This is a genomic window from Nonomuraea sp. NPDC001699 (assembly GCF_053596455.1).
Genome location: NZ_JBSFGF010000006.1, coordinates 1 through 22,311 on the forward strand (window position 1 = coordinate 1; position 22,311 = coordinate 22,311).

20 protein-coding genes are annotated in these 22,311 nt (G+C 71.3%); 8 read left to right on the forward strand and 12 right to left on the reverse strand.

The annotated features are described in order from the left end of the window. Window positions 1-518 (reverse strand): CBM35 domain-containing protein (locus tag ACWCSU_RS19400; RefSeq protein WP_449936417.1); only part of this gene is annotated, 518 nt, incomplete at its 3' end. 242 nt (window positions 519-760) lie between these two features. On the opposite strand from ACWCSU_RS19400, the gene ACWCSU_RS19405 reads away from it, so the two are divergent. Further along, entirely contained in the window at window positions 761-2,317 is a 1,557-nt protein-coding gene (locus ACWCSU_RS19405; protein ID WP_449936418.1) for a glycoside hydrolase family 88 protein, read from the forward strand. Between the two features lie 175 nt (window positions 2,318-2,492). Here the strand turns inward: ACWCSU_RS19405 and ACWCSU_RS19410 are convergent, their stop codons facing one another. The 11 genes from ACWCSU_RS19410 to ACWCSU_RS19460 all read right to left on the reverse strand — a co-directional run bounded on the left by ACWCSU_RS19410 (window position 2,493) and on the right by ACWCSU_RS19460 (window position 13,077). Continuing rightward, entirely contained in the window at window positions 2,493-3,119 is a 627-nt protein-coding gene (locus ACWCSU_RS19410; protein ID WP_449936419.1) for a hypothetical protein, read from the reverse strand. Window positions 3,120-3,588: 469 nt separating this feature from the next. Next, entirely contained in the window at window positions 3,589-4,308 is a 720-nt protein-coding gene (locus ACWCSU_RS19415) for a DUF4429 domain-containing protein (RefSeq protein WP_449936420.1), read from the reverse strand. Between the two features lie 611 nt (window positions 4,309-4,919). Then, window positions 4,920-5,498, reverse strand: coding sequence for an integrase core domain-containing protein (locus ACWCSU_RS19420; protein ID WP_449936421.1), 579 nt, complete (start codon window positions 5,496-5,498; stop codon window positions 4,920-4,922). A gap of 147 nt (window positions 5,499-5,645) precedes the next feature. Beyond that, the gene (locus tag ACWCSU_RS19425) at window positions 5,646-6,515 is read right to left on the reverse strand and encodes a TauD/TfdA dioxygenase family protein (protein ID WP_449936423.1); all 870 of its coding nucleotides are present in this window, start codon (window positions 6,513-6,515) and stop codon (window positions 5,646-5,648) included. A gap of 22 nt (window positions 6,516-6,537) precedes the next feature. Beyond that, window positions 6,538-7,329 (reverse strand): ABC transporter ATP-binding protein, encoded by a 792-nt coding sequence (locus ACWCSU_RS19430; RefSeq protein WP_449936425.1) that lies wholly within the window; start codon window positions 7,327-7,329, stop codon window positions 6,538-6,540. Next, on the reverse strand, window positions 7,313-8,347 hold the full coding sequence (locus tag ACWCSU_RS19435) for a taurine ABC transporter substrate-binding protein (RefSeq protein ID WP_449936426.1): 1,035 nt from the start codon (window positions 8,345-8,347) through the stop codon (window positions 7,313-7,315). The genes ACWCSU_RS19430 and ACWCSU_RS19435 overlap by 17 nt, the downstream gene beginning before the upstream one ends. Before the next feature lie 31 nt (window positions 8,348-8,378). Beyond that, window positions 8,379-9,239, reverse strand: a complete 861-nt coding sequence (locus tag ACWCSU_RS19440) for an ABC transporter permease (protein WP_357700116.1) — start codon at window positions 9,237-9,239, stop codon at window positions 8,379-8,381. Window positions 9,240-9,380: 141 nt separating this feature from the next. Beyond that, window positions 9,381-9,596 carry a hypothetical protein gene (locus tag ACWCSU_RS19445; RefSeq protein WP_449936428.1) on the reverse strand — a complete coding sequence of 72 codons (216 nt, stop codon included), beginning with the start codon at window positions 9,594-9,596 and terminating at the stop codon, window positions 9,381-9,383. Between the two features lie 258 nt (window positions 9,597-9,854). Further along, window positions 9,855-11,174: a M20/M25/M40 family metallo-hydrolase gene (locus ACWCSU_RS19450; protein ID WP_357700121.1), complete on the reverse strand. Its 1,320-nt coding sequence runs from the start codon at window positions 11,172-11,174 to the stop codon at window positions 9,855-9,857. Next, window positions 11,171-11,935, reverse strand: a complete 765-nt coding sequence (locus tag ACWCSU_RS19455) for a GNAT family N-acetyltransferase (protein ID WP_449936430.1) — start codon at window positions 11,933-11,935, stop codon at window positions 11,171-11,173. The genes ACWCSU_RS19450 and ACWCSU_RS19455 overlap by 4 nt, the downstream gene beginning before the upstream one ends. A 14-nt stretch (window positions 11,936-11,949) precedes the next feature. Beyond that, window positions 11,950-13,077: a M20/M25/M40 family metallo-hydrolase gene (locus ACWCSU_RS19460; RefSeq protein WP_357700125.1), complete on the reverse strand. Its 1,128-nt coding sequence runs from the start codon at window positions 13,075-13,077 to the stop codon at window positions 11,950-11,952. 187 nt (window positions 13,078-13,264) lie between these two features. Here ACWCSU_RS19460 and ACWCSU_RS19465 point away from each other — a divergent pair, with 187 nt between their 5' ends. From ACWCSU_RS19465 to ACWCSU_RS19495, 7 genes are all read left to right on the forward strand, one after another. Further along, a complete protein-coding gene (locus ACWCSU_RS19465; RefSeq protein WP_449936432.1) occupies window positions 13,265-14,707 on the forward strand; it encodes a leucyl aminopeptidase family protein in 1,443 nt (480 codons plus the stop codon). Then, complete coding sequence (locus ACWCSU_RS19470) at window positions 14,704-15,684, forward strand: MaoC family dehydratase (protein ID WP_449936433.1); 981 nt, start codon at window positions 14,704-14,706, stop codon at window positions 15,682-15,684. Before ACWCSU_RS19465 ends, ACWCSU_RS19470 begins: the two co-directional genes overlap by 4 nt. Next, a complete protein-coding gene (locus tag ACWCSU_RS19475) occupies window positions 15,681-16,499 on the forward strand; it encodes an HpcH/HpaI aldolase/citrate lyase family protein (protein WP_449936434.1) in 819 nt (272 codons plus the stop codon). Before ACWCSU_RS19470 ends, ACWCSU_RS19475 begins: the two co-directional genes overlap by 4 nt. Window position 16,500: 1 nt before the next feature. Further along, on the forward strand, window positions 16,501-17,706 hold the full coding sequence (locus tag ACWCSU_RS19480; RefSeq protein WP_357700133.1) for a pyridoxal-phosphate dependent enzyme: 1,206 nt from the start codon (window positions 16,501-16,503) through the stop codon (window positions 17,704-17,706). Next, window positions 17,690-19,204 carry a serine hydrolase domain-containing protein gene (locus ACWCSU_RS19485; protein ID WP_449936436.1) on the forward strand — a complete coding sequence of 505 codons (1,515 nt, stop codon included), beginning with the start codon at window positions 17,690-17,692 and terminating at the stop codon, window positions 19,202-19,204. The genes ACWCSU_RS19480 and ACWCSU_RS19485 overlap by 17 nt, the downstream gene beginning before the upstream one ends. Before the next feature lie 10 nt (window positions 19,205-19,214). Then, the gene (gene menC / locus ACWCSU_RS19490; protein WP_357700137.1) at window positions 19,215-20,330 is read left to right on the forward strand and encodes an o-succinylbenzoate synthase; all 1,116 of its coding nucleotides are present in this window, start codon (window positions 19,215-19,217) and stop codon (window positions 20,328-20,330) included. A gap of 258 nt (window positions 20,331-20,588) precedes the next feature. After that, entirely contained in the window at window positions 20,589-22,202 is a 1,614-nt protein-coding gene (locus ACWCSU_RS19495; RefSeq protein WP_364101076.1) for a PucR family transcriptional regulator, read from the forward strand. Window positions 22,203-22,311: the final 109 nt, after the last annotated feature.

Consider the following 22,311-nt stretch of genomic DNA (forward strand, 5'->3'; position numbering starts at 1 on the left):
CCCTGGACGATCGTGGCCGTCTCGGCCTGGTGGTCGGTGAAGCCGCTGACCTGGACGTCGGCGTCCAGGTAGTCCCAGTTGGGGTTGCCGCCGGCCGTGGCGGCGGTGGCCCTGATCGTGTTGGCGCCCGCGTTGACCTGGGCGGTGAGGGTGACGGTGGCCCAGGTGTCCCAGTTCGCGGTGGGCGCGAACGCCCGGGCCGCGGCCACCACCGAGCCGTTGACGGCGATGTCGCTGGGCCGGTCGGCGGTGGTGCCGTTGGCGTAACGCAGGGACAGGGTGGCGGTGCCGGCGGCGGGCGCGTCGACGGTCCACTCGGTGTAGGCGCCGGCGACGTTGTCGCCGTTCACGAAGCCGCTGCCCGAGTAGCCGGTGTGGTTGGACTCGACGGCCCCCTGCGAGACCGTCGCGTTCTCGGCCTCGTACCGGGTGGGCGCGGCGCCGGCGGGACCGGCGGGTACGGCCAGCATGCCCGCGACCAGCGCGAGGACGCACAACCGGGACTTCCACAGGTTCATCGGGTGGCTCCTGAGGGGTTAGCGGCTCTTCATCGTGTTCCCACAAGGAGTCACACGCGTCAACAGATAAACGATCTTGGAACGATCCAATTTTAGGAAAGTTTCCTAACTCACGCGGCGAGGGTTGCCGCGATACATCCGATGTGCAAACGGATGTGGACAGATATTTGCCGGAGATGTATGGGTGAAGCAGGCATGAGATCGGACCTGTGCTCGCCGCCGTTCGACAGGAGGACAAGATCATGCCGCTCAGAAACCGACATCGTGCGGTCGCTCTCGTCGCGACAGGATTACTGCTCATCCCGCCCGTCCCCGCGGCCGTGGCCCTCACCGCCACCCTGTACGAGGCGGAGGACGCGACGATCTCGCAAGGGACGGTCGACTCCGACCACGCCGGGTACACCGGGACCGGGTTCGTCAACTACGACAACGCCGTGGGCTCGTCCGTGGAGTTCCAGGTCAGTGCCGTGGAGAGTGGGGCGCATGCCCTGGTCTTCCGCTTCGCCAACGGCACGACCACCGACCGGTCGATGACCATCACGGTCAACGGCGTCGCCGTGTCCCAGTCGTTTCCCGGCACCGGCGCCTGGACGACTTGGCGGACCGCGACCGTCCGGGCCTCGCTCGACGCGGGCACGAACACTGTACGGGCCGCCGCCGCCACCGCAGCGGGCGGGCCGAACCTCGACTCGCTGACAGTGGACGACGACGCCCCGACCATTGACTGGTCCCGCGCCGTGGTCGACTCGACCATGGCCAGGTACACGCCGGGCACGCTGGGCGGCTGGAGCTACACCCGCGGCCTGTACCTTTGGGCCCAATACCTGGTGTGGCGGCGCACCGGCGAACCTCGCTACCTGAGCTACATCAAGGACTGGGCCGACCGGTTCGTGGACGCCTCCGGCGGCATCTCCCAGAGCTTCAACAATCTGGACAGCATGCAGGCGGGCAACGTCCTGCTGGCCCTGTACCGGGAGACCGGCCAGGCCCGTTACCGGACCGCCGCCGCCAAGATCAGAACCAGGTTGAACACCTACCCGCGCACCTCCGACGGCGGCTGGTGGCACTCGACCTCCGACTCACGTCAGGGACAGCTCTGGGGCGACGGCGTGTACATGGTCGACCCGTTCCTGGCCAGATACGGATCCTGGGTCGAGGCCGACTCCTTCACCGGCGCGGAACCGGCCAGGCAGCTCGAGGTGTACTGGAGTCACCTGCGTCGAACGGACGGGACGGCGGCCGGACTGCTGTACCACGCCTACGACGAGCCCGGCGGCCTGACCGCGCCGTGGGTCAAACCGTCGATCGGCAACACGAACGGCGTCTCCTGGTGCCGGGCGATGGGCTGGTTCGGCATGGCCGTCGTCGACGTGCTGGACCTCGTCCCGGCCACCCATCCGCGCCGGGCGGCGCTCGTCGGCATCCTGCGCGACCTGGTCCCCGCCTACGCTCGCTGGCAGGATCCGGCGACCGGCCGCTGGTGGCAGGTGGTCACCGAGCCGTCGAACGCCGCCAACTGGACCGAGACGTCCTGCTCGGCGATGTACACGTACACGATCTCCAAGTCGGTCGAACGCGGGTACGTGGACGCCTCCTACCAGGTCAACGCCGACCGCGGATACCAGGGTGTGCTGGCCACGCTGTCGGTGGGCGGCGACGGCCGGACCAACATCGCGGACATCAGCGAGGGGACCAACGCGAGCGACTCCCTGAGCTATTACTTCGGCCGGGCCAGGCCGGTCAACGACTTCCACGGGCTGGGCGCGTTCCTCATCATGAACGAACAGGTGCGCCGCTGAGGACGCGTCGATCCGCAACGGATCGGCTCTGAGTGGCTTTCGAGCGCCTGTGCGGTGCCAAAACGCCGATGCTGTTGCTGAGCTGGGCATCTGCAAGGCGGTCAGGCTGCTCTGTGGTACTCGCTGATCAGTCCGGTGACAGTCCTTCGATGGTGGATACGGGCGGTCATGTCGATCACTCGGCGAACGTGTTCGCCCGTGGCGAGCGCGGCGGAATCTTCAGGACGCGCACGTCCGCGCCGATGAGCACCTCGTCGAATGCTCTGCCGAACTTGCCGTCCCTGTCCCGGATCGGGAACCGGAACCTGTCGGCTCGCTCGCCCAGTCCCATCAGCAGATTGCGTGCCTGCTGCGCCGTCCAGGCGCCGGTTGGATTTGCCGTGGCACCGAGGATGTGCACGCGCCGTGTTTCGATCTCCATGACGAACAACACGTGCAGGCTCTCCCGAGCCAATCGGACGATCAGATCGCGGATCTCTTCAGCGATCGGGGGCCGGCCCTGTTTGGCGGGGTAGGTCCACTTCTTCTTGACCAGCCTGCGATGCCAGGCCAGCAGCGTGCCGGGCGTTACGCTGCGATGCGGTCGAAGACGAGCGGGTAACAGTCTTGCCGGCGCGGCCAGCAGCGCCCGATCGGCCCAGTCCGGTCTGGGCTGGGGGACCTGGCGATGCAGCCCCGCGACCTCATGCCGCAACACCAAGATCTCCACCTCTTTGGAGGCACTGCCGCGTGCGAGCGGCACCAGCCAGCCGAACACCCTGACCACCAGCAGATGCAGAAGGCGAAACAGCACGAGAGGCAAGCCTGGAAGTCCAGGTTAGACCCGCTGCAATCAGTTCTGGCACCGGACAGGGGTGACCGCGCATCCGACTGGGGCGTGGACGGTGCAGCAGGCCCGCAACTTGGTCATGGATCTGGGGAGCGCATCGCCAGGCTACGATTCTTGATCCACGATCGGGCCCCGCTCTTCACCGTCGCCCTTTGAGAGGTTTTCACAGCCAATGGCCTGCGATCCATCCGCCGAAGGCTCGTCGTCGCAGGCGTGATGAGCGAATACCACCACGCCGCTTAATCACAGCTCAGCCCACGAAACTCAATATTCGAGCGGCACACCTCGCGATGGTCGCAGTCGCTGCCCTGATCACGCAGCAAAACTCTTTCCGAGCGGATGCCGTGCTGATGGTGCGGTTCTTCCCGGACGAAAGCGTGCCGTCGGGTGCCGTGAGTTCCAAGGCGCCAACGCGCACAACAATCACATACGGGACAGCAGTTCAGCCTTCCGCCGTGACCTGTTCGATCATGGGAGCTTGTACGGCGGCCAGCACGGCGGCGGCGAAGGGCAGGGAGTGATGCGTGGCTCCCCAGCCAATGCCGAACACCACGGAGGCGGGATCGTTGTTGGGGTTGGAGAGGGCCTGGTGCCCACGGATGCGCAGCCGCAATGACCCGCGAGCCTCCTCCAGCGCATGCCAGTCGACGCCCTCGATCTCGGTGATCGGGTAACGCCGGTCACCTGCCGTGTACTTGGCCGGGGAAGCTGCGGACGCGAACCAGGTGAAGGTGACGGCCTGCCCGTCGAAGGCGGCCTCACCGTCCCATGCCTTGAAACGACGCGGTACCGAAGGACCGGCGATCAGGAACCGCTCAGCCGGACCGCGCTGGGACAGGGCCGCGCGCACCTCGTTGGCATACTGGTCGGCCAGCGTCTTCGTGGCGGCGGGCAGCACCAGCCGGTACGGATCGAGCGACTCCTGGAGCTGCCCCGTTGCCGCGGACATGACCGGATCGGCTCCCTCCCGGGGAACCACCCGCAACACCACCCTGCCGCGTGCACCAGGCTCCAGCATGACATCGGCCAGCGCGTCGTACGGCACGAACCGTTCTCCGAGCTCCATGCTCAGTTTCGACGCCTTACCCGGCTCAGGCGTGATGCGCAGCCCACCGTCCTCGAACTCCCACGCGCAACCTCGCCCCTTCAGTACGTCACCCATGCAAGCAAGGATAGGTGCACGAACACTGGCGGCTACGCAGACGGGCGACCACCGCGACGAGTCGGCCGGGTCTGCGCACGTCGCCGGCCGCCACGTTCGGTGACGACGACTACGGCGACTTCTGCCGGCGCACTCCGAAGGAGCACGAAGCGGTCGACCTGTCCAGGTCGCGGCGCTTCGGGAAATGGCATTCGCCGGTGAGGGTCTCCATGGCGGTCGACCGTGACCGCAGCATGGTGACGCACGGCCACCCCCTCCCATGTCGGCCGCCGAGATGATCGGTTCTGCGGCTGCCGAAAACTCCATCCACGCGGTTCAAGCCGCATATGAGTGGTCTGTGAAGGCTGCAGCCGAGGCTGTCTGCCAAAGTTTCGACCTGATGTGAGAGACGATGGCCTGTCGTGGTCGGCAGGATGGTCGCGGGCGTGCTCGGTGCGTGCTCGTGCGCCCCGTAACGTGCCGTCGGAACCCGGCATTGCCCGACATGCAAAGCGCGCTGAGGCGGCATGAACTGCCATCAAGCGGCACCGCGCTTCTAATCCGACGGTCGCAGGTTCGAATCCTGCAGGGCGCGCAATTGTGATGTCTCGGGACATCGGAAACCCTCGAACCTACGGGTTCGGGGGTTTCGTCTTGTTCGGGTTTGCCTGGGGCTGGTAGTCGCGGGCGGGGTCGAGGGTCAGCTCGCGTAGCAGTTCTCCGGTGACGGCGTTGGCGACGTGGATGTGCAGGTTGTCGATCAGGAGGATGACGTGGGTTCGGGCGTGGGTTCGTCCGATGCCGATGTGGTGCAGTCGGCCGTTGACGCGCAGGGTGACCACGCCGGAGGGGTCGATGCGGTCGTGGCGTACGCGTGCGTGGGTGTCGGCGTCGCGGCTGCCGTCGGGCAGGGCCTTGGGCGAGGTGGCGTAGGTCGCGGCCGGGGTGGCGCGGTGTGGCAGGGACCGGTGCGGGCGGTGGTGGTTGTAGGTGTCGGTGAAGCGGTCGAGTAGCGCTTGCAGGTCGGCGAGGGTGGACAGCACTGCTCGGTCCACCCATGACGGCCTTGGACGGTGGACCTGGCGGCGCAGCACGGTGACTTCGTGCCGCAGGACGAGGATCTCCATGTTCTTGGACGCGTCGCTACGGGCCGGCAGCGTCAGCCAACCCATTCTGCGGCAGAAGATCATGGAGAAGAGACGTGGCGTCACGAGCCCGGAGCATGCCTGACCCAGGCCACTGCTCCGACCAGGAAGCCGAGACAAACCCGCAGCTCACGACCGTGAATGGAGTACTGGCACCCAGCGGCGAGGCCGGCCCGTCCACCGCCTCCGGCAGGCAGGGACGGGCCGTTCCCTTCAGCGGGGGGACGACGGTCCGAACGGCCGGTCGCCACGCAGCGTGATGCGGTGCATGACCCGGCGGGCGGTGCCGTAGTCGCGGTTGGCGTAGTGGGCGGTGCTGCGGTTGTCCCACATGGCCACGTCGCCGAGGCGCCAGCGGTGGCGGATGATGTGCTCCGGCTTCGTCAGGTGGGTGTAGAGCAGGTCGAGGATGTGACGGCTCTCAGCCTCGGAGACGCCGACGACGTGCGAGGTGAAGCCGGGGTTGACGAAGAGGCCCTTGCGCCCGGTCTCGGGGTGGACGCGGACGACGGGGTGCTCCACCGGGTCCAGCCGGGTGACGACCTCGCCCTCCCAGACGCTGCCCTTGCCGCCGCGCCGCTGGGCCAGGTAGTAGCCGAACTCGCGGTTGCCGTCGTGCACCGCGGTGAGCTGGTCGGCCAGTTCCCGTACGGGTGCGGCCAGTGAGTCGTAGGCGAGCTGGCTGTCGGCCCAGCTCGTGTCCCCGCCGGTGGGCGGCAGCACCACGGCGCGCAGGATCGAGCCGAGCGGCGGGCGCGGCATGAAGGTGACGTCGGTGTGCCAGACGTCGGCGAAGCCGTTGTCGGCGCTGTCGAGCTCGTAGATCTCCGGGTGCGTCTCGTCCACGCCGCCGACGACGGGGTGGGAGGCGGTCAACTCGCCGAGGCGGCGGCCCAGGGCGACCTGGCCGTCCTCGTCGAGGCTCTGGCCGGAGAAGAACAGTGCCTTCCACTCGACGAGGGCGGCTCGTACCGCGGCCAGCTCCTCGTCGTCGGCGGTCGCCAGGTCGAGCCCTTCTATCCGGGCGCCGAAGTGTGGTCCGAGCGGGCGCAGGGTGAGCGTGGCGGCCAGGGGTGTGGACATGTGCGCTCCTGTTCTGTGGTGGTCATCCGGCGGCCTCGCGGACGGCGTGGCTGACGGTGGCACGCAGGGCCGTGTACTCGGGGAGGGCGCGGAGTTCGTCGGGCTCCAGGCCGGTGCGGGGCAGGGGGATGTCGAGGTCGAGGGCGATCTGGCCGGGCCTGCTGGTCAGCACGACGACGCGGCTGCCGAGGAAGACGGCCTCTTCGACGCTGTGGGTGACGAACACGGAGGTGCGGCCCGTCTGCTCGCTGACCCGGCGCAGGTCCTCCTGCAGCCGCTCGCGGGTGAGCGCGTCCAGGGACGCGAACGGCTCGTCGAGCAGCAGCAGCGGATCGTCGCCCGCCAGCGCCCTGGCGATGGCCACGCGCTGCTGCTGACCGCCGGACAGCTGCCAGGTCCGGCGGCGGGCCACGTCGTGCAGGCCGACCCGTTCCAGGAGCTCTGGCACCCGGCGGGCGCGCTCCTCGCGGGGGACGCCCGCGTAGCGCAGGGCCAGCTCCACGTTGCCGCCCACGCTCTTCCAGGGGAACAGCCGGGGCTGCTGGAACACGATCCCGGCGCCGGTGCCGGGCACCGGCGCGGCTCCGGCGGTACGGACGACGCCGCCGCTGGGCCGCTCGAAGCCGGCGATCAGGCGCAGCAGCGTGCTTTTGCCGCAGCCGGACGCTCCGACGATCACGAGGAACGAGCCGCGGGGGACGTCGAGCGAGATCGGGCCGAGCGCGGTCACGATGTCCGTGCCCGTCCCGTACACGTGCACGACATCCTTGACGTGGACAGCGGTCTGCGTGCCGGCCTCAAGGGGTGAGGACATCGGGCAGCCCCTTGTTGTAGACGGCGTTCCGCACGGTCGCCAGGTCGGGTACGGCTTCGATCTTCTGCTGGTCCTTGAGGAACTGCGCGGCGCTGACGAGGTTCTCGGCCAGGGCGCCGGGCCGCTCGGGGGTGCCGAGCCACTCGGGGGAGGCCAGGTCGGCGGGCTTGAGGAAGACGCCCTGGGTGAGCTGGTCCCCGGCGTCCTCCTTGGTGAGGTTGAGCTCGGCGGCGACGGCGGCGGCGGCCTCGGCGCGGTTGTCGGCGATGAGCTGCAGGGCCCTCGCCTCGGCCTTGCGCCAGGCGTCCACCGCGTCTGGATGCGCCTTGAGGAACGCGGTGGACACCACTCCGAGGTCAAGCGTGGGCTTGCCGGCCGTGGCCAGTTCCCGGCTGGCGATCAGGACCTTGCCGTTCTTCTTCAGCTCCTTCAGGGTGGGCAGCCAGGTGTAGGCGGCGTCGATGTCGCCGCGCGTCCAGGAGGCAAGGATGTCCTGCGGTTCGAGGTCGACGATGGTCAGCTCCGACTCGCGCACGCCCGCCTGGCCGAGCGCGGCCAGCAGGCTGTAATGGGAGGTCGAGGCGAACGACGTGGCGACCTTCTTGCCGCGCAGGCCCTCGATCGCCGACACGCCGCTGTCGTTCCTGACGACCAGGGCCTCGTTGTCACCTGCCACGTCGAGCACGAACGCCACCTGGTACGGGATGTTCAGCGGGGCCGACAGCCCGCGGGCCACCGGGCTGGAGCCGATGGCGGCGATGTCCACGCTGCCGGCCACGAAGGCGGTGTTGATGCTGGCGCCCGAGTCGAACTTCGTCCACTGGATCTGGTAACCGGGCAGCGCCTCCTCCAGCCACCTCTTGTTCTTGACGATGAGGTCGCCGCTGGGGAAGGCCTGGTAGGCGAGGCGGATGCGGTTGGCCGCCGCGCCGCCACCGCCTCCCCGGGACGCGGTGCCATCACCGCAGGCGGCCAGGACCGCGATCAACACGAAAGACAGCAGGAATCTCAGACGCATGGCGGCTTCCTCACGAGGGACGTGCGGCGGGTCACGAGCGGCCCCGCCAGGGGATGAGCCGTTTCTCCGCGACCCGCAGCAGGCCGTCGATGAGCAGGCCTGACAGTCCGATGGCCAGCAGCCCCAGCACCACGACGTCGGTCTGCAGGTAACGCTGGGCGTCCCGGACCATGCCGCCGATGCCGGGCACGCCGTTGACCGTCTCAGCGGCGACCACGGACGAGTACGCGATGCCGACGGCCAGGCGGACGCCGGTGAAGATCTCCGGCAGCGCGTTGGGCAGCACCACGTCCCGGATGACGTCCCGCCGCGAGGCGCCCAGTGCCCTGGCCGCCTCGACCAGGTGGGACGGCGCGCCGTGCACGGCGGTGGCGGTGGCCACCGCGACCGGTGGCAGCGCCGCGATCGCCAGCAGCCACAGCTTGGGCGTCTCGTCGATGCCGAACCAGATGATGAGCAGGCTGAAGTACGCCAGCGGCGGCAGCGCCCGCACGAAGGTGACCACCGGCTCGGCCACGACGCGGATCCACGGCACGGTGCCGAGCACGACGCCCACGACGAGCCCGCCGGCCACACCGATCGCGGATCCGATGAGGATGCGCCGCAGGCTGATGCCCAAGTGCTCGACGAGCAGGCTGCCGCTGTAACCGCGGATGCCGTCGTGCGTCGTGGACAACCGCAGGAACTGCTCCCACACGGCACCGGGAGAGGGGATGAAAGAGGGATTGGCCGCCGCGGCCGCGGCGAGCTGCCACAGGCCGAGGAGCGCGGCCCCGGCGAGCACGCGCACCATGGTCCTGCGGGTCGCCGGCCGCCATCGCCGGGTGACGGACGCCGGTCCGCCGTCGGGAACGGCGGTCGAGGGGGCGGCCGTCGAGGTGGGCGAGGTCACCGCCTCGGACGCCTGGTCGGGGGGCTCATGACCACGAAACTACGGCGACGCTCACCTAAAGTCAACATTTCCTACTAGCTATATCGGATATATGTAGCCGGGCGTCGGGGACATCCGGGTGCACCCGGACGGCTTGCGCGCTCAGAACCCGATCGGCTCACGCACGAGCACGACCGTGGCCCGCTCCGGCAGGGCCTCGCGCTCCACGATGAGGATCTGGCCGATGAACGATGACTGCCCGAACTCCTGGAGGCGCCGGTGCTCGCGCGGCAGGCTGTAGGAGCGGACCCGCCGCAGCGCCCCGGCGAAATCATCAGCCGCGGGTTCCCCGCCGCTCCGGGTTCTGCTCGGCCTCACCGGCCCCGACACGAAAGGTCGAACCTGCGCAGGAACGCCTGCCAGAGGTTGTCCCCATGAGACGGACAGACGCCGGTGCGGGACGACCGCAGCCACAACGGTTTCGGGTCACGGTCGCCCGGGGCGGGTGCCGCACCGTGAGCCGGATCAGCGTGCCTTCCAGCACGGGCGGGTCGCCGTGGTCCAGCCAGGCGGCCCGGCGGGTCAGGCGGGGATGCAACCGGTCCCACGGCAGGGCGTTCGCGGCGCCGTAGCGGGTCATACCGTGCGCAGGAAGTCGTCCAGCACGTCGAGGCCGCTGCGCAGGGACGCGATCGGCACGCGTTCGTCGACGCCGTGCATGCCGGCTGGTGTGCGGCCGTCGGGGTCCTCACCGAGCGGGGCGAAGCCGAAGCCCGCCAGCCCCAGTTCGGCGAACGGCTTGGCGTCGGTGCCACCGCCCATGCAGAACGGGACGATCACGCCGTCCGGGTCGTGGCGCAGGACCGACGCGGCCATCGCGTCGTACCAGGCGTTGTCCCAGCCGGCCCCGATCGCGGGGCGGTAGGACAGGAATGACCGGGTGATGGACGGTCCCAGCAACTCGTCGATGATGGCGAGCTGTTCGTCCTCGGTGCCGGGCAGCGAGCGTACGTCGATCTCGGCGTGCGCCTCGCCTGGTACCACGTTGAACTTGTAGCCCGCGTCGAGCACGGTGACGTTCGTCGAGCAGCGCAGCGACGGCTCGACGTACTCGCGCAGCGGCCCGATCCGGTCGAGGACGGCCTCGACGCCCTCGTCGGAGGAGAGGTCGGCGTCGAGGCCGAGGGTCCGCACGGCGGTGTCGAGCAGCCGGCGCACCGGTGGCGTCAGCACCAGCGGCCACCGGTGCGCCGAGATCCGGGCCAGGCCGGTCACCAGGCGGGCGACGGGGTTGTCCGGGTTCGGGCGTGACCCGTGGCCCTCCGTACCGGTCGCGCGGACGCGCATGTGGAGGGAGCCGCGCTCGGCGACAGCGATCGGGTAGAACCGCCGTACCGTCCCGTCGGGCGCCCGTACCGGCACGGGCCGTCCGCCCGACTCGCCGACGGCGGTGGTGACCCCGGCGAAGAGCTCGGGTCGGTTGCGTACCAGCCATTCGGCGCCGAGGGCGCCGTCCTCCTCCTCGTCCGCGACGAAGGCGAAGACCACGTCGCGTCGTGGTCCGGTCGCGTCGGCCGCCCACCGCAGCAGGGTGGCGAGCATCATCGCGACCGTATCCTTCATGTCGGTGGCGCCGCGGCCCCACACGTACCCGTCCGCCACCCGGCCCTCGAACGGCGCCACCGTCCACCGCTCCGGCTCGGCGGGGACGACGTCGAGATGCCCGTGGACGAGCAGGCCGGGCAGCAACCGGTCGGCGCCGGGGACCCGGAGAACGACGTTGGCCCGGGTCGGCGCGGACTCGATGATTTCGGGGTCGTATCCCGCCCCGCGCAGGAGACTGGCGACGTACTCGGCCGCGGCCAGTTCGCCCTTGCTGCCCGCCTTGCCGTAGTTGCTGGTGTCGATCGCGATGAGGTCGGAGCAGATCGTCACGACGTCCGGGTGGTCTTTCATCGTTCTCCTGTCTTGGCTGGGTAGGTGATCAGGTAGCCGTGCCGCCGGTCGAAGGCGGCGATCTCGGCGCCGTCGGCCAGGGCCCCGGCCAGCACGTCCCGTACGTGGGCACGCCAGGCCCGCGCGAGGAGGGGGTTCTCGACCCGGAACCGTTCGATGTCCTCGGGGACCGGGACGAAGGCGGGCCCGCCCGTCCACGGCACCACCCGGAGCGCGTCGTCGCGGACCGTGATCAGCGGCCGATGGTCGCCCTCGGGCGGCCCGGCGGCGGCGGGGGAGAGCAGGTCCCACTCGACGAACAGCCGGTCGCTGGCCTCGCCGCGGTTGAGCCCGTCGTGCATCGGGCCGTAGCAGTCGGGCAGGTAGTCCGTCGCCCGGGCGCCGAGCTTGACCAGGTTGAAGTACGCGTTGCGACGGACCAGGGGGTCGAACGTCCAGGTGATCGAGCCGATGCCGCGGCCCAGCGCCCAGTCGCGCTGGTGGCACTTGAGCAGGTAGCCGATCTGCCGGCCGCGGTACTTCGCCTCCACCCCGGTGATGTGGCTGTGCAGGGATCCGTTGTGCGGCGCGAGGAACCCGACCGCGGCGCCGGCCAGATGCTCCCCGACGAATGCGACGGCGACGTAGTTGCCGGTCATGCTGAAGGCGCGCAGCAACGCGACGGTGATCTGGCTGGAGTCGGGCGCGCCGTCCCAGACCCGGTTGAAGAGGGCGGCGATCGCCTCGAGGTCGGCGAGCCCGGCCGCCTCGCGGACTGACACTCCGTGCTCCGGCGTCATCGCCCGGCCTCGCCGAGCAGGTCGGCGAGCAGCCCGGTCAGCAGGGCGAGACGGTCGCCGAGCCGAGCCACGTCGACCCACTCGTGGCGGGCGTGCGCCCCGCCGCCCACCGCGCCCAGGCCGTCCAGGGTCGGCACCCCGGCAGCGGCCGTGAGGTTGCCGTCCGATCCGCCGCCGACCGCGACGCCGGCGAGCGGGCCGATGCCCAGCCGATCCGCCACGGCGCGGGCCCGCTCGAACAGCCCGGCCGTCATCGTGGCATCGAGCGGCGGACGGTCGATGCCACCCTCCATCTCGATGGTGACGTCACCGTTCGCCGGCGCCAGGCCGCGGATCGCGGTGTCGACCCGCCGCAGCTCCTCGGCGGTCCGGGCGCGAACGTCGATCGTCAACGTGGCCCGGTCCGGCACCGTGTTGACGGCCGTACCGGCGGAAGCCATCGTCGGCGTCACGCTGGTCCCCGCCGCGTCGTCGGCCAGCGCGGCGACGGCGCCGACGGCGGCGCCCAGTGTGATCAGCGCGTTCGCGCCCAGGTGCGGTTCCAGGCCGGCGTGGGCCGCGCGTCCGGCGAAGGTCAGCTCGTAGTGGGCACGGCCCTTGCGTTCGGTCTTCAGGGCGCCGGAGTCGTCGCCGGCCTCCAGTACCAGGGCCGCAGCGCAGCCCCTGGCCTCATCCTCGATCAGCTCGCGGGAGGTCGGAGAGCCGAGCTCCTCGTCACCGGTGACCAGCAGGGTGACCCCGGATGGGTCGTCGAGCGCGGCGATGGCGTGGAAGGCGAGGGCGAGGCCCACCTTCATGTCCAGGCACCCGGGCCCGCGGATCCGGTCGCCGGCCGTGCAGGGGATCGTGTCGATCGTGCCCAGCGGCCAGACGGTGTCGTGGTGGCCCAGCACGAGCACGCGAGGTGGTTCCTTTCCCCACCGCCAGCGCAGGTGGGTGCGGCCGGCGGTGACGATCGGCTCGGCGGGGCGGCCCAGGATCTCTTCGCCGACCCGCGCGACGCAGTCGGCGCTGCGGGCGACCGCGGCGAGGTCGGTGGAGGGTGACTCGCAGCGGATCATCCGGACCGACGCCGCGACGACGCCGGCGACCCGGGAGCGGGAGCTGACGGACGGTGCGTTCATGGGTTTTCCTCCGGCGCTTTGGACGGCGCCGTCAACGTTTCATCGGGTGCGGTGGCGACTCTTGTGGCCCGACATGAAAGGCGGTCCCGAGGTTGGGTGTTCGACACCGACGGCGGCCGGCGCCGCCGGTTAGCTTGCTCAAACGAGACGGGTCGCAGCGGGCGGCCCGCGTGTTCAGGAGGACCAGGTGACGGAACGGGTGGCGGACGTGGTCGTCGTGCCGGTCGGGACCGATGGGGCGGTGCCGGCCCCGGTGGCCGGCTTCCTCGCGGAGGCCGGCGTTGATGTTGACGTGCACGCGATCGGGGCTCGCCTCGGCCCGGCCGAGCCCGGCGACGTGGCCCGGGTCCCCATACTCGACGGCCCCGACCTCGTCTACGTGACCGTCGGTGATCCCCGGCCGGGTCTGGCGTTCGACCACGTGCGGGCGGCCGCGATGGCGGCGGCCCGGCACTGCGGATCCGCGCCGGCGGTGCTCGACGCGATCGGGTGCTGGGCGGCCGACCCGGATTGCGCGGTCGCCGCGGCGGAGGGCTGGACCCTCGGCACGTACCGATACCGCCCCGACTGGACCGTCGCCGACCTGCTCGCCCGGCTCGACCCCGGTCCGCGTCGGCACGGGGGACCGGAGCATGCCGTACGGGAAGGGGTCGCGCTCGGCGCGGCCGCCAACCTCGCTCGGGATCTGACCAACACGCCGCCCGGCCAACTCGTCCCGGCGCGGCTGGCGACCGTGTGCCAGGAACTCGGCGAGGCGCTCGGGTTCGAGGTACGCGTACACGACGCCGCGATGCTGGAGCGCGAGCAATTCGGCGGCATCGCCGGCGTGGGCCGGGGAAGCGTGCATCCGCCGTGCCTGATCGAGCTGCGACGCGGAGGCGACGGCCCGCACACGGCGCTCGTCGGCAAGGGCATCACCTTCGACGCGGGCGGCCTGTCGCTCAAGCCCACCCGGGGCATGCTCACCATGAAGGCGGACATGGCCGGCGCCGCCGCCGTTCTCGGCGCCTTCGTCGCGCTGGCCCGCCTGGGCTCCGACGCGCCGGTGCGGGCCTATCTGCCGTGTGCCGAGAACATGCCGGGCCCGTACGCGGTCCGGATCGGGGACGTCCTGCGCCATCGCGGTGGCCGGACCGTCGAGGTGACCAACGCCGACTGCGAGGGACGGCTCGTGGTCGCGGACGCCATGGCGTACGCCGTGGAGGCCGGCCCTGCCGCGATCGTCGACCTGGCGACGCTGACCTCGGTCACCGGCCTCGGCCCCGACATGTGGGCCGGTTTCGGCACCGACGACGCCCTGCTGGCGCGGGTGCTGGCCGCCGGCGGCGCGGCCGGTGAGCCCGGGTGGGCGATGCCGATGTGGGAGCCCTACCGGGCCACCCTCGCCTCCGACGTGGCGGACACCCGGAACTTCGACCCGGACGCGCCCCAGCCGTACGGCGCCATCACCGCGGCGCTGTACCTGGAGCCGTTCGCGTCCGGCGTGCCGTGGGCGCATCTCGACCTCGGGCTCACGGTGATGCGCCCGGCCGCCGACGCCCGGTGGGCCGCAGGCGCCAACGGCCGCGGGGTGCGCCTGCTCACCCGCTACCTGACCGCCGGCGCGCCGGCACTGGAGGAGGGCGCATGAGCGTCGTGGACGGTCCCTGGTTCGACGATCTCGCCGTCGGCGACACCTTCACCGCGCCGGCCGTCACGCTGGATGCCGGGCTCCATGCCCAGCACCGGGCGATCCTCGGCGACCGGCTCCGGCTCTGCCTCGACGAGACGCTCGCCGAGCGGGTCACCGGACGTCCCGGCCTCGCGTATCCCGGCGTGGTCTGGGACGTGGCCGTCGGCCAGTCGAGCGTCGTGACCCGCCAGGTGGTGGCGAACCTCTTCTACCGGGGGCTGCGGCCGCGGGCGACGCCGTACCTCGGCGACACCCTCGTCACCTCGACCGAGGTCGTCGCTCTCCGCCGGGTCCGGTCCCGGCCCGACCGGCCCGAGCGCGGCAAGGCGGTGCTGAGCATCGTGACCCGGGACCAGACCGGACGTGTCATCCTCGCTTTCGACCGGTGCGCGCTGCTGCCCTGCCGCGACGGGTCCGGACCGGCCCCGGAGGCGGGCCCCCACGTCGACGGCCTTTTCACCGCACCGTCCGTGCCGGACGTGGCGACGGCCCCCGACTGGCTCGCGCAGTGGTCGCTCAAGCCGCTGGAGCCCTCGCCCGGCGGTCCGCCTGCGGCTGGCGACACCTTCGAGCTGGCGGCCGGCGACGTCGTCTCGAGCGCGCCGGAACTGGCGCGGCTCACCGTCAACATCGCGGCGGTGCACCACGACGCGGAGGCCGCCGGCGGCCGTCGGCTCGTCTACGGCGGGCACACGATCGGGCTCGCGCTCAGCCAGACCTGCCGGATGGTCCCGGGGCTGGTGATCGTGACCGAGTGGTTCGCATGCGATCACGTCGCACCCGTCTTCGAAGGCGACACGGTGCGCAGCCGCGTCACGGTGCGGGGCGTCACCCCCTACCGGGACGGCACCGCGATCGCCGTGCTCAACACCCAGACGTCGGTGGCCGGTCGCGGAGCCGTCCTCGACTGGACCTTCGCGGCGCTGGTCGCATGAGCACCGTACGAGGCCCGGCCTGGCTCTTCGTCCCGGGCGACCGCCCTGAGCGCTTCGCGAAGGCCGCGAGCGCCGCCGACCAGATCATCTGCGATCTGGAGGACGCCGTGGCGCTGACTGCCAAGCCGGCGGCCCGGGACCACGTCGCGGGCTGGCTCGCCGCCGGCGGATCCGCCTGGGTACGGGTGAACCCGGCAGGATCACCGTGGCACGCGGACGATCTGCGCGCGCTGGTCGGCTGTGCGGGCCTGCGGGGCGTGGTCGTGCCCAAGGCCGAGTCGGCGGCGGACCTGCAACGCGTGTGCGACCTGCTCCCGGTGCCGTCGGCGGCCCTCGTCGAGTCCGCCGTCGGCGTCGGGCGAGTCGCCGAGATGCTCGCCGTCGAGCGGGTGGAGCGGCTCATGCTGGGCACTGTCGACCTCGCCCTCGATCTCGGCTGCGAGCAGGAGTCCGACGTCGTCAGGCAGGTCCGGAGCCGGCTGGCTCTGGAGTCCCGCGCGGCTGGGAAGCCCGCGCCGGTGGACGGGGTGACCATGGCGCTGCGGGACTACGACGCCACGTTCGCCGACGCCGGGCGAGCGCGCCGCGAGGGCTACGCGGGCAAGCTCGCAGTCCATCCGGTCCAGGTCGGCGCGATCCGGGCCGCCTTCGCGCCGTCGCCGGAGGAGGTGTCCTGGGCGCGCGAGGTGATCGCGGCGGCCGGGCAGGGTGCGGTCGCCGTCGGGGGCGTCATGGTCGACGCCCCGGTCGTCGAGCGCGCGCGCCGGATTGTGGCTGGCTCGGCCATCGATGAGAAAAGGGGAACTGGGGACTGAGATGGCGCACTTCGAGAGTAACGTCCTGTGGAATCCGGCGTGGTCGGCCCTCGACGGCTGGGCGGAACGCCCTCCGGACGCGATCGAGCACTTTCACCGATCGATCCCGGGATTCGCCGAGTCCGCGCTGGTGCCGGCGCCGGCGATCGCCGACCAGGTCGGCGTCGCGCACGTGCTCGTCAAGCACGAGGTCGAGCGCCTCGGCCTGCCGTCGTTCAAGGTCGTCGGTGCGAGCTGGGCCGTCAGCGTGGCGATCGCCGGTCACATCGGCCGCGTGCCCTTCCCGACGTTCGACGCGCTCGCCGAGGCGGCCGGCGCCCTGCGCGCCTCGATCGTCCTGTCGACCGCCACGGACGGCAACCACGGCCGCGCCGTCGCGTACCTGGCGCGCCGGCTGGGCCTGAACAGCCGGATCTTCGTGCCCGCGGACATGGCCGAGGCACGCGTCGATGCGATCCGCGGTGAGGGCGCCGAGGTCGAGGTGGTCGCCGGATCGTACGACGACGCCGTTCGCCGGTCGGCCGAGAGCGCGGAGCGGGACCGGTCCGACGGCCGGCACGAGCTGCTCGTCTCGGACACGTCGTGGCCCGGGTACACCCGGATCCCCGAGGCCGTGGCCGCCGGTTACTCGACGATCTTCGCCGAGACCCGGCGCCAGCTCGCCGCGGCGCTCGGCTCGGACGCGTCGATCGACCTGGCGCTCGTCCCGGTGGGTGTGGGCGCGTTCGCCTCGGCCGCGGTCCGCAGCCTCGCGAGCGGGTCGTGCAGCGTCGTCACCGCCGAGCCGGCTGCGGCCGACTGCCTGTGGCAGTCCCTGGCGGCCCGGGAACGGGTGACGGTGCCGGGACCGCACGAGTCCACGATGGCGGGGCTCAACTGCGGCGAGGTCTCGCTGGTGGCATGGCCGGCGCTGCAGCGGGGCGTCCGTGCCGCCACCCGGGTCTCCGACCTCGAGGTGGCCGCGGCCGTCCGCGACCTCGCCGCGCTCGGCGTCGCGACCAGCGAGAGCGGCGCGGCCGGTCTGGCCGGTCTCCGGCGGCTGCGGCTCGACTCGCGGGCGGGTTCGCTGCTGCGGCCCAGATCCACGCTCGTCCTCTTCGACACCGAAGGGGTCACCGATCCGGCCGGATACGAGGCGGTCCTGGCCGGATCGTCGACGGCGCGGGGTCGTACCGAAGAAGGGGCGGGTCATGTCACGGGTCGATGAGCTCATCGCGTACCTCTCCGAAGCCGTTCCCCGCGAAGCGAGGTCGCGGGGGATTCCGGGGGTCGCCGTAGGGCTGTGTGATGCCGACGGCGTCCTGTGGGCCGAGGGATTCGGCAGCGGCATCGGCGTCCGCACCATGTTCAGCGTCCAGTCGACGTCGAAGCTGGTCACCGCGACCGGCGTGCTGCTGGCCGTGCAGGAGGGCCTGGTCGACCTCGACCAGCCGATCCTGCGCCACCTGCCGGACTTCACCGTACACAGCGACTTCGAGGAGCGGCCCGAACGCCGGATCACCCTGCGCCACCTGCTGACCCACACCGCCGGCTTCACCCACGAGGCGCCGGTCGGGTCCAACTACGAGGTCGGCGACGCCACGTTCGAGGAGCACCTCGCCAGCATCTCCGAGACCTGGCTGCGGTTCCCCGTCGGCCACCACCACGAGTACTCCAACCTCGGGATCGACCTTGCCGGCCAGGTGGTGGCCACTGCGGCGGGGGAGACGTTCGCCGAGTTCATGCGCGGGCGGCTGTTCGAGCCGCTCGGTCTCACCCGGTCGACGTTCGACTTCGGCGCCTTCGACGGCGAGGAGGACCGGACGCTCGGGCACTCCCGTACGTTCGCCCGCGCGGGCCGCGACGTGCCCCGGCGAGTGCCGATGGTGCCGTCGGGCGGTCTCTACACCAGCGTGGCGGATGTACTGCGCTACCTGCGATTCCAGTTGCGCGAGGGCGACGGCGTCCTACGGCCCGAGTTGGCCCGGCAACACCTGGACTTCCCGAGGCTGACCGAGGAGCAGACCCAGGGGTACGGGCTGGGGCTCTACGTCGACCGCTGGGCGCCCGGGGTCCGGGTGCTGCACCACGGCGGGGCCGGCTTCGGCTTCCTCTGCCAGGTGTTCTGGCTGCCGGACCTCGGCATCGGCGGTGCGGTGCTCACCAACTCCGTGGACCACGACCTGCAGAACGAGCTGGCGGCCGACATCGTCCGGCGGCTCGCGGACGGCCACGGCTCGCAGGCCACCCCACCCCCGGCGGCGGTTTCGCCTTACCCGCAGGACGCGGCCGGCCGGTACGTCGGGCGCCTTGGCGACATCCGGGACATCGTCGCCCGCGACGGCGAACTTCACGGCGTCGACGGCCGGTCCGTGTTCCTGCGCGACGCGGCCGGGCACGTCCGTTACCAGCTCGACGCCGTCACCGGCGATGTGCGGTACCGGACCGCCGTGCCCGAGCTCGGCCCGTCGACGCTCGAACCCGGCCTGGCCGGCGACTACGAATCCCGGGTCGGGGAGGTGCCGATGGCGCCGTACCGCCTGCGGCAGGACGGGGACCACGCCGTGATCGACCTGCCCAGTGGGGGCTCCCTCGATGACCCGATCACCCTGCAGCTCACCGCCGCCGGCCCGGGACGCTACCTGTCCGCGACCGGCGAGGTGCTGACGGTCGGCGACGCCGGCCCGGCGTACGCCAACATCCCCCTGAACCGGACCGAGGACTGAGGTGACCCTGATGGGTAAGGTATCCGCGCTGGAAGGCATCGAGATGCGGCGGCTCCGGCTGCCCCTGGTGTCGCCGTTCCGCACCTCCTTCGGCACCCAGACGACCAAAGACGTGCTGATCCTCCGCGCCGTCACCGCCGACGCCGAGGGCTGGGGCGAGTGTGTCGCCGCGCAGCACCCGCTGTACGCCTCGGAGTACGTCGGCGCGGCGATGATCACGCTGCGCGACTTCCTCGTGCCCGCGCTGCGCGACCTGCCCGCCATCGACGTCAACCTCGTCAGCGCCGCGCTGGATCGCTTCCGCGGGCACCGGATGAGCAAGGCGGCGCTTGAGATGGCGGTCTGGGACGCCGAGCTACGGGGTCTGGGGATGCCGCTGAGCCGCGCGCTCGGCGCCGTCCACACGTCGGTGCCGGCGGGCGTCTCGGTCGGCATCATGGACACCCTCGACGAGCTGGTCACCGCGGTCGGCGCCTACCTGGCCGACGGATACCGGCGGATCAAACTCAAGATCGAGCCAGGCTGGGACGTCGCGGCGGTGCGCGCGATCCGGGACGCGTTCGGCGACATCCCGTTGCAGGTCGACGCGAACGCGGCGTACACGCTCGCCGACGTCGACCAACTCCGGAAACTGGACGATTTCGGCCTGCTGCTCATCGAGCAGCCGATGGCCGAGGAGAACGTGCTGGGCCACGCCGAGCTGGCCCGCCACCTGCGAACCCCCATCTGCCTGGACGAGTCGATCACCTCCGCCCGGGCCGCGGCCGACGCGATCAGACTGGGCGCGTGCCGTGTCGTCAACATCAAGGCCGGCCGGGTGGGCGGCTACCTCGAGGCCCGGCGCGTGCACGACCTCTGCCAAGCCCACGACGTCCCGGTCTGGTGCGGCGGCATGGTCGAGACCGGCCTGGGCCGCGCCGCGAACGCCGCCCTGGCCGCCCTGCCCGGCATGCGGCTACCAGGTGACATCTCCGCCTCGTCGCGCTTCTACCACCAGGACATCACCCCACCCCTCGAACTCAGCGACGGCTACATGTCAGTCCCGGAAGGCCCAGGCCTGGGCGTCACCCCCGACCCCGAAGCCCTCGCCGCGGCAACAGTTCACACCGAGTGGCTGCCTCTATAGGAGGCCGCTGAAGAATCGGCGTCTCGTCTGTAGTGATTCATACCGAGTCTGGGTGCGGGGTGTGGAGCGTGATATTCGGCGGCCTCATAGACAGCGGCGACCGCTACCGCTCATCCCGCAGTGAACCCGAAGCCCCATGAAGATGGTGCTGCCGCACCAGATCGAGCAGGCCGATAGTGCCGTGGAACAAGATCGGGCAAATCGGCCGTGGCTAGAATCACGGTTGTGGAGCGCCCGGAACAGCCGGAAGCATCCGTCGTGGCAGACGGACCGTCGATCACGCTGGCCCGGATCCTGGAGGACGCCGGCCACACCCTGCTCCGCCCGGCGTTCGACGGCCAGGACCTAGACCGGATCGTCGACGGCCTGGTGATCTTCGACCCGGCCGACCAGGTCGCCTGGTCGCGGCGCCCCCTGGTTCTTGCCGTCGGGGTCCAGGCTGGTGAGCAGCTCACCGCCCTCAGCGAGCGGGTGGCACGCCAGGGCGGCGCGCTCATCGTCCACGAGAGCGTCGTCGCCTCGCTGACCGGCCCGCGGACCGTCGTGCCGGTGCTCGCGCTTGGCAACGAGAACTCCTGGATCCAGCTCGCCGCGACCCTCGCGCCGCTGGTGAACGGCTCGTCCGGCCCCGCGCTCGCGGCGCCGCTCGGTGGCGTCCCGACCGGCGACCTGTTCGCCCTGGCGAACGCCATCGCCGAGATCCTCGACGCGCCGGTCACGGTCGAGGACCGGGACTCCCGGGTGCTCGCCTTCTCGATCCGGCAGGAGGAGGCGGACCCGTCGCGCATCGGCGCGATCCTCAACCGCCAGGTCACGCCCTGGGCCACGCAGGATCTCACCGAGCGCGGCATCTTCCGCCAGTTGTACCGCACCCAGGAGCCGCTCTTCGTCGATCCGCCCGAGAGCGGGTACGGCGGTTTCACGATGCCCCGCGTCGTGCTGGGCATCCGGGCCGACGACGAGATCCTGGGCTCGGTGTGGGCCGCGGTCCCCGGTCCGCTCTCGGACGAGCGGATGCAGGCCTTCCGCGAGCTGCAGGGCACGGTCGCCGTGCACCTGCTGAGCCACCGCGCGAACGCCAACGTGGAGCGCCGAATGCGTTCGGACCTCACCGCCCAGGTCCTGGCCGGCGGCCCGGAGGCGGAGGAGGTCGCGGCCCGGCTGGGCCTGCCCCACCGCCCGATGCTGGTGCTCGCGGTCGCGCTCCCGGACGGCGAGGACGAGCCCGCACGCCTGCGCGGCGACCGCGCGGCCGAGCTGCTGCGCATCGGTGACGCGTTCGACATGCACCTCGGCACCGTCCAGCCGGGCGCCTCCGCCGCGCTGGTAGGCGACATCGTGTACGGGATCGTTCCGCTGCCCCCTGCCGCCGACCCGCACTCGGACCGCGGTCAGCGGATGGCGAAGGACTTCCTCGCCCGGGTAGGGCGGCGGTCCGCCGCGGTGATCGGGGTCAGCGCCGTCGCGCCCGACGCCTACGCCCTCCCGCGGGCCCGGGAGGAGGCCGACCGCGCGCTGCGGCTGGCCCGCAGCGCGCAGCAGGGCGACCGCGTCTGCTCGACGGTCGAGCACGCGTACGAGTTGCTCATGATGGAGATGGCCGACCTGGTGTCGGCGCGGGGGATGGGCCTCAGCGGGCCGCTCGCCCGCCTCGTCGAGCAGGACGAGCGCCACGGGTACCTGGTGCCGACACTGCGCGCGTGGCTGGACCACTTCGGCGACAACATCGCCGCGTCAGCGTCGCTGCACGTCCACCCCAACACGTTCCGCTACCGCCTGAAGCGGGTCGCGGAGGTCTCCGGGATGAGCCTGGACAACCACGACGAGCGGCTGTCGCTGATGCTCCAGTTCCGGCTCTTCATGCGCTCCTGACCGGCAGCCTCGTCGCGCGGCGCTACCCGGCGCTCGCAATTTCGTGCCGCGACACCAGCGCCGCCGCCCCCGGACTTGTGACGATCAGCGGTGTCCGGCATCCAGGCAA